This window comes from Rhodococcus sp. ARC_M12 (assembly GCF_022810385.1).
Taxonomy (GTDB): Bacteria; Actinomycetota; Actinomycetes; order Mycobacteriales; family Mycobacteriaceae; genus Rhodococcoides; species Rhodococcoides navarretei.
Map to the genome: position 1 here is coordinate 73,888 of NZ_JALGQI010000007.1, position 12,296 is coordinate 86,183.

Consider the following 12,296-nt stretch of genomic DNA (forward strand, 5'->3'; position numbering starts at 1 on the left):
GTGCCCCAACGGCGGACCGTCGCCGCGCTCGGGTCTGGTGCTGGGTCAGCGCGCGGGCTTGGGGCACGACGGATGCGTTCCCGCCGTCACCAGGTCCGAGACGGCCGTGCGCGGATCGCCTGCAGTGACCAAGCCCTCGCCGACGAGTACCGCGTCGGCACCGGCACCGGCGTAAGCGAGCAGATCTGCTGTGCCCCGCACACCGGACTCCGCGATACGAATGATCTCGCTGGGCAACCCGGGCGCGATACGGCCGAAGCTGTCACGATCGATCTCGAGTGTCTTGAGATTGCGGGCGTTGATGCCGATGACGCTGGCACCGGCCTCGAGGGCGCGATCCGCCTCGGCCTCGGTGTGCACCTCGACCAGCGCCGTCATACCCAGCGACTCGGTGCGGTCGAGCAACGACGTCAACGCGTCCTGCTCGAGCGCCGCGACGATCAGCAGGATGACGTCGGCACCGTGCGCCCGAGCCTCGTGAATCTGGTACGGACCGACGATGAAGTCCTTGCGCAGCACGGGAATCGAGACGGCGGCCCGGACGGCGTCGAGGTCTGCGAGAGACCCACGGAACCGACGCTCCTCGGTGAGAACGCTGATGATGCGAGCGCCGCCCTGCTCGTACGCGCGGGCAAGAACGGCCGGATCGCCGATGTCGGCCAACGCACCCTTGGACGGGCTGGCCCGCTTCACTTCGGCGATGACGCCGATGCCGTCCTCGCGGAGTGCAGCTGCCGCGTCGAGGGGGGCCGGGGCTGCTTTCGCGGCTGCTTTCACGGCGGCGAAATCGACCACCGATTCACGCGCGGCCACGTCGGCTCGTACACCGTCGAGAATCGAGTCGAGAACAGTCATGGTGCCCCCAGTCCTTTCTGAGCGTCGACGTCCGATGTGAGGAATCTCATCGGGGTCGGATCTAGCGTAGAGGTCCGTTTCAATCCGACGAACGCCGGGTACCGGACTCGTCGGTAGGGTCTTCACCGGCGTCGAGCGCGTCCCACATCATGCGCTCGGTGAGGTCCTCCCCCTCGTCCTGCACGCCGGCACCGGATGCCGTGGTGCGCGCACGCCGAGCGACCTCGTCGCGACGCACCGCCGGGGCGTCGTACTTGGACGAGAGTACCTGCGGGGCAAACGTTTTCCGAATCGACACCACTGCCGCAGCGAGGGCGCAGACCGCACCGACGAGGGTGACGATCGCCGGCAGGACCGAGACGTCCGTCATCGAGACCTGCGCGCGTGCAGGAAGCTCTGCGAGCGCCGCGGACTCCGCGTCGGATGCCCCGGCAGTGAGCAGTCGAACGGCCGGAATTGCCGCCGCCACGGCCACCACGCCGATCAGCAGGGCGAGCACCCGAGAAGCCCACCCCCGCACCGCGAAGGACGCTGCAATCGCCGCTACCAACACCAGTGCCAGTGGCGTCGTGGCAGCAGCCCAGGTGCTGCCGAGAAGCTCGTCGGTTCGGCTCTCTCCGAGACCGTCAAACGACGTCACCCGAACCCATGTCATTCTCGACGCGCCCCACAGGCACGCCGCAGCAACGACGAGAAGGGCGACGGGTAGCGCGGCCGACCCGCGGCGACCGGATCGCTCGGTCATCGGCCGCCCACCTCACGGAGCGACTCCGCAGCGGCGACGGCTCCCAGCACCGCCATCGCCTTGTTTCGCGCCTCGTCGTCCTCGTATTCCGCAACGGAGTCGGCCACGACGCCTGCCCCGGCCTGAACGTATGCGGTGCCGTCCTTGATCAGAGCGGTGCGAATCGAGATGGCAGTGTCGGCGTCCCCCGCGAAATCGAGGTAGCCGACGATGCCGCCGTAGATGCCGCGTCGCGTCGGCTCCAGCTCGTCGATCAGCTCCATCGCGCGCACCTTCGGTGCCCCGGACAGGGTGCCTGCCGGGAAACAGGCCTTGACCGCGTCGAGGGCGCGCTTGCCCTCGGCCAACCGTCCGGTGACCGTCGACACCAGATGCATGACGTGGCTGTAGCGCTCGATGTGGCGGTAGTCGCTCACTCGCACCGTGCCGGGAGCGCAGACGCGTCCGAGATCGTTTCGGCCCAGATCGACGAGCATCAGGTGCTCGGCGTTCTCCTTCTCGTCGGCCAGCAGGTCCTTCTCGAGCAGCACGTCCTCTTCCTCGGACGCGCCGCGCCAGCGGGTTCCCGCGATCGGATGTGTGGTGGCGAGACCGTCGACCACCGTCACCAGTGCCTCGGGGCTCGATCCGACGATGGAGAAAGCCGTCTCGTCGTTCTCCCCCGGTACGTGCATCAGGTACATATACGGGCTGGGATTGGACGCTCGCAGCATTCGGTAGACGTCGAGGGGCGATGCATCGGTGTCCATCTCGAAGCGCTGTGAGAGCACCACCTGGAACGCCTCACCTGCTTCGATCTCCTCCACCAGGCGAGCGACGTCGGCACCGAAGCCCTCGGACGTGCGCTGTCGGCGGAACTGCGGCGCGGGCTTGGACACGGTGGAAACGGTGGAGTCGGCGGGCTTCGAAAGGTCCGCACACATCCGATCCAGACGACGCACCGCGTCGTCGTACGCCTCGTCGACGTGCTCGTCGGTGCCGTTCCAGTTCACCGCGTTCGCGATCAGGGTGATCGCGCCCTCGTGGTGGTCGACGGCCGCGAGATCGGTCGCGAGCAGCATGACCATCTCGGGCACACCGAGGTCGTCCTGCGCGTGCTCGGGCAGCTTCTCGATGCGCCGCACCGAGTCGTATCCGAGGTAACCCACCATGCCGCCGGTCAACGGGGGCAGACCGGGCAGCCGCTCCGAGTGCAGCAGCTCCAATGTCCGCGCCAGCACTTCGAGAGGATCGCCCCCGCTCGGCACCCCCGCGGGGACGTTGCCGCGCCATGCGGCCTCACCGTCGATGACCGTGAGCGACGCCGGAGCGCCTGCACCGATGAACGACCACCTGGACCACGAACTGCCGTTCTGCGCGGACTCGAGCAGGAAGGTTCCGGGTCGGTCGGCACCGAGCTTGCGGTACGCCGACAGCGGAGTCTCGGAGTCGGCGAGCACCTTTCGCGTCACCGGCACCACGCGGTGCTCTGCGGCGAGATGCCGGAACACCTCACGCGAGGTGGTCGAGTCCGAGTTCTCGGTGTCGGGAGTGGGGCTGGGATCCGTGGTCGTCTCGCCGTGCATTGCTCCATCCTCCCAGGTTCGACACAACGGGTCACTCCGCAGGCTCCGCTCCGGCGGCAGGGTCGTCGCTCGCGGTAACCTGCCGAGCATGAAACCAGGCGAGCTCGTTCCCGATTTTTCCCTGCCGGACCAGACCGGTAAGACTCGAACTCTGACCGACTTGCTGTCGAACGGTCCGATAGTGCTGTTCTTCTACCCCGCCGCCTTCACCCCCGGTTGCACCGCCGAGGCGTGCCATTTTCGGGACCTCGCCTCGGAGTTCGCCGAGGTCGGAGCCACCCGAGTAGGCATCAGCGCCGATGCCGTCGCCAAGCAGGCCGAGTTCGCCGCCTCCAAGTCCTTCGACTACCCGCTGCTCTCCGACGAGGACGGCACCGTCGCCACCGCGTTCGGCGTCAAGCGCGGGCTGCTGGCCAAGCTGTCCCCGGTCAAGCGCGCGACGTTCGTCATCGGCACCGACCGGAAGGTCCTCGAGACCTTCTCCAGCGAAGTACGGTTCGAAGCCCATGCGGACAAGGCTCTGGAGTACCTGCGGGCACATCGCACCTAGAGCACTGTCCGACGCGATGCCTCGGGTGGGGGGAACCTCGAGGCATCATGTGCAGGCAACAACTAACTTGATCGAGAGGTTCCCCGCGATGGATACGTCGGCGACACCGCAACACACGGTGGATCCCCGTTGGCTCACCGAGAGTCAGCAGGAGGCCTGGCGATCGCTCGTCGCTCTGGTCACTCGACTTCCGGCAGCGTTGGACGCTCAGCTGCAGCGCGATTCGCAGCTGACCCACTTCGACTACTTCGTCCTCGCGACGGTCAGCGAGAATCCACAGCGACGGATCCAGCTCCGCGATCTGGCCGAGTACGCCAATGCCTCGCTCTCGCGCCTGTCACACGTGGTGACCAAGCTCGAGAAGGCCGGGTGGGTCGAGCGCGAGTCGATCCCGGGTAGCCGCGGTTCCTACGCTGTGCTGACCGACGCAGGCATGGCCAAGGTCGTGGAAGCGGCACCCGGTCACGTCGGCACGGTGCAGTCGCTGGTGTTCGAGGGTCTGTCCGACGCGGAGGTCGAGCAGCTCGGGACCCTGAGTTCGACTCTACTGGCCCAGTTGGACAAGGGAATCGCGGCCGGAACCGGTCACGCCTGAGCGTCGGGGCTCAACAGGACGTCGGTATCGAAGCAGGTGTGAGCGCCGGTGTGGCAGGCCGCGCCGACCTGGTCGACGACCAAGAGCACGGTGTCACCGTCGCAGTCGAGCCGAACCTCGTGCACGTACTGCGTGTGACCCGACGTCTCGCCCTTGACCCAGTACTGCTGCCTGGACCTGGAATAGTATGTGCCCTTGCGGGTTTCGAGAGTTCGGGAGAGCGCCTCATCGTCCATCCAGGCGACCATGAGCACCTGACCGGTCGACCGTTCCTGCACGACGGCGCTGAACAGTCCGGCCTCGTTGCGCTTGAGACGCGCGGACAGCGTCGGGTCGAGTGTCATCGCTGATCCTTTTCGCTATCGGACGACGATGCGTTCGGCGCGCATCGCGTCTTTGACCTGGCCGATGGTGAGATCTCCGAAATGGAAGACACTCGCGGCGAGGACGGCGTCGGCACCCGCCTGAACAGCAGGCGGAAAATGCTCCACGACGCCTGCTCCACCGCTGGCAATCACCGGCACGTGCACCGCAGACCGCACGGCAGCGATCATCGGTAGATCGAATCCGGCTTTCGTTCCGTCGGCATCCATCGAATTGAGCAGGATCTCCCCGACACCCAGCTCTGCACCACGAACCGCCCATTCGACGGCGTCGATGCCGGTGCCACGTTTGCCACCGTGAGTGGTGACCTCCCATCCCGACGGGGTGTCCTGCTGTCCGTCGGGAACTGTTCTGGCGTCGACCGAGAGCACGATGCACTGCGAGCCGAACCGTTCGCTGAGCTCGCGCAGCAACTCCGGCCGGGCGATCGCAGCGGTGTTGACACTGACTTTGTCGGCCCCTGCCCGCAACAGTCGATCCACATCGGCGACGGTGCGCACTCCCCCGCCGACGGTGAGCGGAATGAACACCTGCTCGGCGGTGCGACTGACGACGTCGAGCATCGTGCCTCGGTCCGACGTCGACGCGGTGACGTCGAGGAAGGTCAGTTCGTCGGCACCCTGCGCGTCGTAGGCGGCCGCAAGCTCCACCGGATCGCCTGCGTCGCGGAGGTTTTCGAAGTTCACTCCCTTGACGACGCGCCCGGCGTCGACGTCGAGGCACGGAATCACTCTGACCGCGACGCTCATCGCCCAGGTCCTTCCAGGTAGTCGACGGGATCACCGAGTTCGGTGATCACCTTCAGCAACTCGTCGTGCACTCCCGGCCCGGCTGCCAGCACGGACGGCGAATCGACGGTCCACGGTTCGCCCGTCAGATCGGTGACGATTCCGCCCGCCGCGCGCACCAGCAGTGCGCCTGCCGCGTTGTCCCAGGCACGGTGACCGAACACCACCGCGCCGCCGAGAACTCCGCTGGCCGTGTAGGCCAGATCGACTCCGGTTGCACCGTGCATCCGCAGTCGTGAGGAGTGCATCGACAACTCTTCGAGAATACGGAATCGGAACCGACCCGGCAGCGAACCGCGACTGGCGACGTTGAACGCACCGAACCCGATCATGGATTCACGCAACATCTTCGGCTGTAGCGCCGGAAGCGCGACGCCGTTGAGCAACAGCGGACCGCCTGCCACAGCGGCGAAACGCTGATCCACCAGGGGCAGCCAGGTGAGTCCGAGGACCGGCTCACCGTCGTCGAGCAGCGCCAACAACGTTCCGGCCGAGGGCAATCCCGACGAGTAGTTGAAGGTGCCGTCGATCGGGTCGAGCACCCACACGAGTCCGGAGTTCAGGTCCGGTCCTCCGAACTCCTCACCGTGAACGGCGATTCCGGTGGCCTCGTGCAATTCCGCACCGAGCCGACGCTCGAGTTCGAGATCCACAGCGGTGGCAAAATCATCGGGGCCCTTCTGCACTGCGCTCGGTGCGCCGACGCCCGCGACGAACCGATCGTGGATGCCGTCGAGCAGACCACCGGCGATCTCCAGTAGACGAGTCGGTTCCTCGGGAAGGGTCATTCCTGGGTTACCGAGACACCGCAGCGAGGGCGTCCGGAAGCGTGAAACGTCCCGCGTACAGGGCCTTTCCGACAATGGAACCTTCGACACCGCGGTCGACCAGTCCGGCGATCGCTTCCAGATCCTCAATCGTGGACACGCCGCCCGACGCGATGACCGGCTTGTCGGTCTTGGCACAGACGTCGGCGAGCAGTTCGAGGTTGGGCCCGGTCAACGTGCCGTCCTTGGTGACATCGGTGACCACGTAGCGCGAACACCCGTCGCGCTCGAGCCGCTCGAGAACCTCCCACAGGTCGCCGCCGTCACTGACCCAGCCGCGCCCGCGCAAACGCGGTGCTCCGTCCACGATCAACACGTCCAGACCGACGGCGACGCGATCACCGAACTCGCCGATCGCGCGGGAGCACCACTGCGGATCCTCGAGGGCTGCGGTGCCGAGATTGACTCGCGCGCACCCGGTCGCGAGTGCAGCGCGCAGCGACTCGTCGTCACGAATTCCGCCCGAGAGCTCCACCTTGACATCGAGCTCGCCGACGACCGACGCCAGAAGCTCGCGATTGGATCCGCGTCCGAACGCAGCGTCGAGGTCCACGAGATGCACCCACTCGGCTCCGTCGTTCTGCCACGCGAGGGCGGCATCGCGAGGCGACCCGTACTTCGTTTCGCTTCCTGCTTCTCCTTGAACGAGACGGACAGCTTCGCCGCCTGCGACATCGACAGCAGGCAATAAGACCAGGCTCACGTGCGGTTATGCTACGGGCCGAGCGGGCGTGAACTCAAAACGGGTCGCCGGGAGTGGAGCCTGCGGGAAGGACCCATCGATCTGGGAGTGGAGCCTGCAGGAACGGCGGGTCAATCCTCCGGGCCGAGTTCCCGGCGCGTGATGCGAGTGGACACCACTCCCATTGCCGCGATCGCTCCGATCACACCGGCCAACGCGATGATCAGGGCCACCCCGGCGCTCGGGCGCAGAAGTGCTATTGCAGCCGTGGCGAGGGCCAGCACGACCACGGCCGCGCCCAACGCCTTGAAAGCCAACCGGCCGAGCGAGAACTCGCGGTCGCTCACACCGATCGAACCCAGTTCTCCAGAAGTGCGGCACCTGCGTCACCGGACTTCTCCGGGTGGAATTGAGTGGCCGAGAGTGCACCGTTCTCGACCGCGGCGAGGAATCGTCCGCCGTGGTCGGCCCAGGTGAGCAACGGGGCGGCGATGGTGTCGCTGGGTTCGAGTTCCCACTGTTGTGCAGCGTAGGAGTGGACGAAGTAGAACCGGGTCTCGGGATCGATGCCGTCGAACAGCACGCTCTTCTCCGGGGCCTCGACGGTGTTCCACCCCATGTGCGGCAACACCTCGGCCTGCAGCCGCTCGACCGTTCCCGGCCACTCCCCACACCCGTTCGCCTCGACACCGAACTCGACCCCGCGATCGAACAGGATCTGCATCCCGACACAGATGCCCAGCACGGGTCGTCCGCCGGCCAGACGTCGACCGATGATGCGGTCGCCCTTCACCGCCAGGAGACCTTCCATGCAGGCGGCGAACGCTCCGACACCGGGAACGACCAGTGCTTCTGCATTCAGGGCCTCGTCGAAGTCCGAGGTCACGGTCACGTCGGCACCGACCCGGGCGAGTGCCCTCTTCGCCGAGTGCAGATTGCCCGAGCCGTAATCGAGCAACACCACAGAAGTCATGCGGGAAGTCTATCGGGGCGTGGTCTCGCGACGAGCGCCACCGCCGCGACGGCGACAACCGTGGCTGCGGCTGCGGTGAATCCCGCGGTGTACCCCACACTGGTCGCCAGGACGCCGAGGGCAAGCGCGCCCGCCCCCGTACCGGCGTCGAAACTGATGTTCCAGACGGCGCTTGCGCTGCTGTAGCGGGAGGGTCCGGCTGCGTCGAACGCCATCACGAGACTGTCGTTCTGGCATGCTCCGTACCCGACTCCGAACAGGACGGCTGCGACGAAGAACAGCGCCGCCGGCATGTTGCCGAGCGCAGCGAGCGCGAACAGAGCGATGCCGATGGCCGCCGACACCAGTGCCGGAACCACAGAACGCCCGATTCCTACTCGATCCGCCACCGACCCCGCGGCGTAACGCCCGACGAGCATCGCTGCGCTGACGACGGCCAGTGCGAGGCCGATCATCGCGGCTCGGTTCGACTCGGCGATCGGCAGCAAACTGGTGATTCCGCCGTACGCAGCGGACACCGAGGCCACGACGAGACAAGGCACCAGAAATTGGCGTTTGTCGAGGCGAACCCGCTCGAGCTTGGGCGGCTGCGGCGCGGGCCGTGTGGGTGGCAACAGCGCGACGCCGATCAGGCCTGCTGCGGGCACCAGTGCACCGAGTACGAATACGGCCGTCGGACTCGCCGCGAAGATCACCAGGCCCAGTGGCAGAGTGACCATCTGAGCCAAGGCGACGGCGATACCCTGCGCCCCCGTCGCCCGGCCGAGCAACGCTGTCGGAGCGAGCTCGGCGACGATCGCGGCGCCGGCGACGGTCAACATTCCGAAACCTGTACCCCGCAAGGCGGACACGGCCAACGCCGGTACGGCTTCGACCGAGACGATGAACAACAGCGCAGGCATTCCGAGAAGCAGGCAGCCCGCTCCGAGAACTGCGCGGTGGCCGACTCGCATCAGCATTCGTGGCACGAACAGCTGCGTGATCACCGTGGTGGTCATGAAGATCGCGGTGCTGGCAGCCGCCACTGCGTCGGACGCCCCGGACTGGGACACGGCGAGGGGAACCACCGGAAGCAGCAAACCCCAGCCGCCGAACGAGGCCGCGCCCATGGCCATCGCGGCCGGCAGACCACGGATGGAGCTCAGGCCACTCAAAGCACGAGCGCCGATCGACCGATCACAGACTTCCCTTGGTGGACAGCACACCGTTGACGCGAGGGTCGTACTCGGTGGCCTGACGCAGTGCCCGAGCGACTGCCTTGAACTCGGCTTCGGTGATGTGATGCTGATCGCGGCCGTAGATCACCCGGACGTGCAGTGCGATCCGAGCGTTCGACGCCAGCGTCTCGAACACGTGCTTGTTGATCACCGTGGAGTACGGAACGCCCGGGTAGCCGCCGATGACGGAGTGCACCATGTAGTCGGGCTCACCGGTGTGTACGCAGTACGGACGGCCGGACACGTCGACGGCGGCGTGCACGAGCGTTTCGTCCATCGGAATGAACGAGTCGCCGAACCGGGTGATGCCGGCCTTGTCGCCGAGGGCCTGACCGAGCGCCTGGCCGAGCACGATCGCAGTGTCCTCGACGGTGTGGTGCGCCTCGATCTCGATGTCGCCCTTCGCGCGCACCGTCAGGTCGAAACGAGCGTGGGTACCGAGCGCGGTGAGCATGTGGTCGTAGAACGGAACGCCGGTGGAGATGTCGACGATTCCGGTGCCGTCGAGGTTCAACTCGACCGAGATGTCGGATTCCTTGGTGGTGCGCTCGATCTTGGCAATACGGGGAGCGGGTGTGGTCACTTCGGTGCCTCTGCTGTTTCGGTCGATGCAAGTTGTGCGCTGACGGTGAGGAATCGGTCGTTCTCGTGCGCCAGTCCGATGGTGACGCGTAGATATCCGGGAATTCCGACGTCCCGGATGAGCACGCCGTCGTCCAGGTACCGCCGCCAGGTGGCGGCCGCATCGGAGAACCGGCCGAAAAGCAGGAAGTTGGCGTCGGACGGCACCACGTCGTAGCCCTGGCGGCCGAGAGACGCTGCCACCCGATCTCGTTCGGCGGAGAGTTCGGCCACGCTCCCGAGAGTGTCCGAGGCATGCCGCAACGCTGCTCGCGCAGCGGCCTGCGTGACGACCGACAGGTGATAGGGCAAGCGCACCAACAGCATTGCGTCGACGACGGCCGGGGCGGCCACCAGATATCCCAGCCGACCGCCGGCGAACGCGAACGCCTTGCTCATGGTTCGGCTGATCACGATCTTGCTGGGGTAACTCTCGATCAAACCGATCGCGCTTGCCGCCGAGGAGAATTCCGCGTAGGCCTCGTCGACCACCACGATTCCCGGCGCGGCGTCGAGGATTCGGCGCAAATCCGCCTCGTCGATGCTGTGGCCCGTCGGATTGTTGGGGCTGGTGACGAACACGACGTCGGGCTTACGCTCCTCGATCGCCTGCACCGCGTACTCGACGTCGAGCGAGAAATCTGCCCGACGCTTCGCCGGGATCCATTCGGTCTGCGTCCCCGAAGAAATGATCGGGTGCATCGAGTACGACGGCACGAAGCCCAGTGCGGTGCGATCCGGTCCCCCGAACGCCTGCAGCAACTGCTGCAGAATCTCGTTGGAGCCGTTGGCCGCCCACACGTTGGCAGTGTCGACCGAGAAACCTGTCTGCTCGGTCAGATAGCGCGCGAGGTCTGCTCGCAACTCGTCCGCATCGCGATCCGGGTAGCGGTGCAGCTGACCGGCCGCGACGCGAACGGAGTCGGCCACATCGTCGATCAACGCCTGGGTCGGCGGGTGCGGATTCTCGTTGGTGTTCAGCTGGACCGGCACGGTGAGCTGCGGGGCTCCGTACGGCGACTTGCCGATCAGCGCCTCGCGCAGCGGGAGGTCGTCGAGCGAGATCGACTGCCCCAGAGCATCGGTCATGATGGATCACCGGTACGCAGCCCCTCGAACCGGAGCCGCACCGCTTCGCCGTGGGCCGGCAGATCCTCTGCGTTGGCCAGCGCGATGACATGCGCTGCAACGTCTTTCAGAGCGGACTCGCTGTAGTCCACCACGTGGATGCCGCGCAGGAACGTCTGCACGCTCAGGCCGGACGAGTGCCGTGCGCATCCGGCCGTCGGGAGCACGTGGTTGGAACCGGCGCAGTAGTCACCGAGGCTCACCGGTGACCACGCACCGACGAACACGGCACCGGCACTGCGTACCCGAGCTGCGTCGTCGGAGGCGTCCTTCGTCTGGATCTCGAGGTGCTCGGCGGCGTAGGCGTTGACCACAGCCAAGCCTTGCGTGACGTCGTCGACCAGCACGATGCCGGACTGGCTCCCGTTCAGCGCGGTCGCCACACGCTTTGCATGTCGCGTCGATGCCATCTGTGCGTTGACGGCCTGATCCACGGCATCGGCGAGTTCGATGCTGTCGGTGACCAACACGCTGGCCGCCATCACGTCGTGTTCGGCCTGGCTGATGAGGTCCGCTGCCACGTGAATCGGGTCCGCGGTGGCGTCGGCGAGAATCGCGATCTCGGTGGGGCCCGCTTCGGAGTCGATTCCGACGAGCGAGCGACACAGACGCTTCGCGGCCGTGACGTAGATGTTGCCGGGACCGGTGATCAGGTCGACCGGAGCCAGCTCGCCGCCGTCGGTGTCGACGCCGCCGTAGGTGAGGAGAGCCACACCCTGGCCGCCGCCGACCGCCCAGACCTCGTCGACGCCGAGCAGCTGCGCCGCAGCAAGGATGGTGGGGTGAGGCAGTCCGCCGAAGTTCTTCTGCGGCGGCGAGGCCACCACCAGGGAGCCGACGCCTGCAATCTGTGCGGGCACGACGTTCATCACCACCGACGATGGGTACACGGCGTTGCCGCCGGGCACGTACAGACCGACGCGATCGACCGGGATCCAGCGTTCGGTGACGGTGCCGCCGGGTACCACCTGGGTGGTGTGGTCGGTTCGGCGCTGGTCCGAGTGCACGAGGCGGGTTCGTTCGATCGCGACCTCGAGGGCGGCTCTGACGTCGGAGTCGAGCTCGGCGAGGGCCTTGAGCAGCGCTTCCTGCGGGACGCGAATGCGGTCCGGCCGGACGCCGTCGAACTTCTCACTGAACTCGAGCGCAGCGTCGGTGCCACGTTCCTTGACGGCCTCGACGACGGGTCGAACCTGATGCAGCACCGAATCGACATCCACTCCGCCTCGGGGAAGTGCGCCGCGTAGTTCGGCGGTGGATGGAGTTCGTCCGCGTAGATCGACGCGGGCGAGCTCGATGCGGGCAGGCATAATGGGCCCCTTCGTGGAGTCGGTTCGGTGCCGGGGTTCGGTCGAATCAGTGTTGT

General features: G+C 66.6%; 15 protein-coding genes. 2 read left to right on the forward strand and 13 right to left on the reverse strand.

The window, feature by feature from the left end; translation table 11 throughout:
- Window positions 1–45 precede the first annotated feature (45 nt).
- The 3 genes from trpC to MTX35_RS10735 all read right to left on the reverse strand — a co-directional run bounded on the left by trpC (window position 46) and on the right by MTX35_RS10735 (window position 3,165).
- Complete coding sequence (gene trpC / locus MTX35_RS10725) at window positions 46–855, reverse strand: indole-3-glycerol phosphate synthase TrpC (RefSeq protein WP_243594936.1); 810 nt, start codon at window positions 853–855, stop codon at window positions 46–48.
- Between the two features lie 79 nt (window positions 856–934).
- Window positions 935–1,600 carry a TIGR02234 family membrane protein gene (locus tag MTX35_RS10730; protein ID WP_243594937.1) on the reverse strand — a complete coding sequence of 222 codons (666 nt, stop codon included), beginning with the start codon at window positions 1,598–1,600 and terminating at the stop codon, window positions 935–937.
- The gene (locus MTX35_RS10735; RefSeq protein ID WP_243594938.1) at window positions 1,597–3,165 is read right to left on the reverse strand and encodes an anthranilate synthase component I; all 1,569 of its coding nucleotides are present in this window, start codon (window positions 3,163–3,165) and stop codon (window positions 1,597–1,599) included. The genes MTX35_RS10730 and MTX35_RS10735 overlap by 4 nt, the downstream gene beginning before the upstream one ends.
- An 88-nt stretch (window positions 3,166–3,253) precedes the next feature.
- On the opposite strand from MTX35_RS10735, the gene MTX35_RS10740 reads away from it, so the two are divergent.
- Window positions 3,254–3,715: a peroxiredoxin gene (locus tag MTX35_RS10740; protein WP_243594939.1), complete on the forward strand. Its 462-nt coding sequence runs from the start codon at window positions 3,254–3,256 to the stop codon at window positions 3,713–3,715.
- Between the two features lie 88 nt (window positions 3,716–3,803).
- Window positions 3,804–4,310, forward strand: a complete 507-nt coding sequence (locus MTX35_RS10745; RefSeq protein ID WP_243594940.1) for a MarR family winged helix-turn-helix transcriptional regulator — start codon at window positions 3,804–3,806, stop codon at window positions 4,308–4,310.
- On the opposite strand, the gene hisI is transcribed toward MTX35_RS10745, so the two are convergent.
- The 10 genes from hisI to hisD all read right to left on the reverse strand — a co-directional run bounded on the left by hisI (window position 4,301) and on the right by hisD (window position 12,240).
- Entirely contained in the window at window positions 4,301–4,654 is a 354-nt protein-coding gene (gene hisI / locus MTX35_RS10750; RefSeq protein WP_243594941.1) for a phosphoribosyl-AMP cyclohydrolase, read from the reverse strand. The two genes, MTX35_RS10745 and hisI, sit on opposite strands and share 10 nt — an antisense overlap.
- Window positions 4,655–4,669: 15 nt before the next feature.
- The gene (gene hisF / locus MTX35_RS10755) at window positions 4,670–5,443 is read right to left on the reverse strand and encodes an imidazole glycerol phosphate synthase subunit HisF (protein ID WP_243594942.1); all 774 of its coding nucleotides are present in this window, start codon (window positions 5,441–5,443) and stop codon (window positions 4,670–4,672) included.
- Entirely contained in the window at window positions 5,440–6,270 is an 831-nt protein-coding gene (locus MTX35_RS10760; RefSeq protein WP_243594943.1) for an inositol monophosphatase family protein, read from the reverse strand. The genes hisF and MTX35_RS10760 overlap by 4 nt, the downstream gene beginning before the upstream one ends.
- 7 nt (window positions 6,271–6,277) lie before the next feature.
- The gene (gene priA / locus MTX35_RS10765) at window positions 6,278–7,012 is read right to left on the reverse strand and encodes a bifunctional 1-(5-phosphoribosyl)-5-((5-phosphoribosylamino)methylideneamino)imidazole-4-carboxamide isomerase/phosphoribosylanthranilate isomerase PriA (RefSeq protein WP_243594944.1); all 735 of its coding nucleotides are present in this window, start codon (window positions 7,010–7,012) and stop codon (window positions 6,278–6,280) included.
- A 110-nt stretch (window positions 7,013–7,122) separates the two neighbouring features.
- Window positions 7,123–7,338, reverse strand: coding sequence for a hypothetical protein (locus MTX35_RS10770; RefSeq protein ID WP_243594945.1), 216 nt, complete (start codon window positions 7,336–7,338; stop codon window positions 7,123–7,125).
- On the reverse strand, window positions 7,335–7,964 hold the full coding sequence (hisH, locus tag MTX35_RS10775; RefSeq protein ID WP_037192708.1) for an imidazole glycerol phosphate synthase subunit HisH: 630 nt from the start codon (window positions 7,962–7,964) through the stop codon (window positions 7,335–7,337). The genes MTX35_RS10770 and hisH overlap by 4 nt, the downstream gene beginning before the upstream one ends.
- Window positions 7,961–9,079 (reverse strand): MFS transporter, encoded by a 1,119-nt coding sequence (locus MTX35_RS10780; RefSeq protein WP_243595092.1) that lies wholly within the window; start codon window positions 9,077–9,079, stop codon window positions 7,961–7,963. Before MTX35_RS10780 ends, hisH begins: the two co-directional genes overlap by 4 nt.
- 61 nt (window positions 9,080–9,140) lie before the next feature.
- Window positions 9,141–9,764: an imidazoleglycerol-phosphate dehydratase HisB gene (hisB, locus tag MTX35_RS10785; protein ID WP_243594946.1), complete on the reverse strand. Its 624-nt coding sequence runs from the start codon at window positions 9,762–9,764 to the stop codon at window positions 9,141–9,143.
- Window positions 9,761–10,891, reverse strand: a complete 1,131-nt coding sequence (locus tag MTX35_RS10790) for a histidinol-phosphate transaminase (protein WP_243594947.1) — start codon at window positions 10,889–10,891, stop codon at window positions 9,761–9,763. Before MTX35_RS10790 ends, hisB begins: the two co-directional genes overlap by 4 nt.
- Window positions 10,888–12,240 (reverse strand): histidinol dehydrogenase, encoded by a 1,353-nt coding sequence (hisD, locus tag MTX35_RS10795; protein ID WP_243594948.1) that lies wholly within the window; start codon window positions 12,238–12,240, stop codon window positions 10,888–10,890. The genes MTX35_RS10790 and hisD overlap by 4 nt, the downstream gene beginning before the upstream one ends.
- Between the last annotated feature and the right edge of the window lie 56 nt (window positions 12,241–12,296).

Bases quoted from the DNA above. Each gene is read 5' to 3' on its own strand.
- trpC (WP_243594936.1), bottom strand. From the start codon at position 855: ATGACTGTTCTCGACTCGATTCTCGACGGTGTACGAGCCGACGTGGCC.
- MTX35_RS10730 (WP_243594937.1), bottom strand. From the start codon at position 1,600: ATGACCGAGCGATCCGGTCGCCGCGGGTCGGCCGCGCTACCCGTCGCC.
- MTX35_RS10735 (WP_243594938.1), bottom strand. From the start codon at position 3,165: ATGCACGGCGAGACGACCACGGATCCCAGCCCCACTCCCGACACCGAG.
- MTX35_RS10740 (WP_243594939.1), top strand. From the start codon at position 3,254: ATGAAACCAGGCGAGCTCGTTCCCGATTTTTCCCTGCCGGACCAGACC.
- MTX35_RS10745 (WP_243594940.1), top strand. From the start codon at position 3,804: ATGGATACGTCGGCGACACCGCAACACACGGTGGATCCCCGTTGGCTC.
- hisI (WP_243594941.1), bottom strand. From the start codon at position 4,654: ATGACACTCGACCCGACGCTGTCCGCGCGTCTCAAGCGCAACGAGGCC.
- hisF (WP_243594942.1), bottom strand. From the start codon at position 5,443: ATGAGCGTCGCGGTCAGAGTGATTCCGTGCCTCGACGTCGACGCCGGG.
- MTX35_RS10760 (WP_243594943.1), bottom strand. From the start codon at position 6,270: ATGACCCTTCCCGAGGAACCGACTCGTCTACTGGAGATCGCCGGTGGT.
- hisH (WP_037192708.1), bottom strand. From the start codon at position 7,964: ATGACTTCTGTGGTGTTGCTCGATTACGGCTCGGGCAATCTGCACTCG.
- MTX35_RS10780 (WP_243595092.1), bottom strand. From the start codon at position 9,079: ATGGCCATGGGCGCGGCCTCGTTCGGCGGCTGGGGTTTGCTGCTTCCG.
- MTX35_RS10790 (WP_243594947.1), bottom strand. From the start codon at position 10,891: ATGACCGATGCTCTGGGGCAGTCGATCTCGCTCGACGACCTCCCGCTG.
- hisD (WP_243594948.1), bottom strand. From the start codon at position 12,240: ATGCCTGCCCGCATCGAGCTCGCCCGCGTCGATCTACGCGGACGAACT.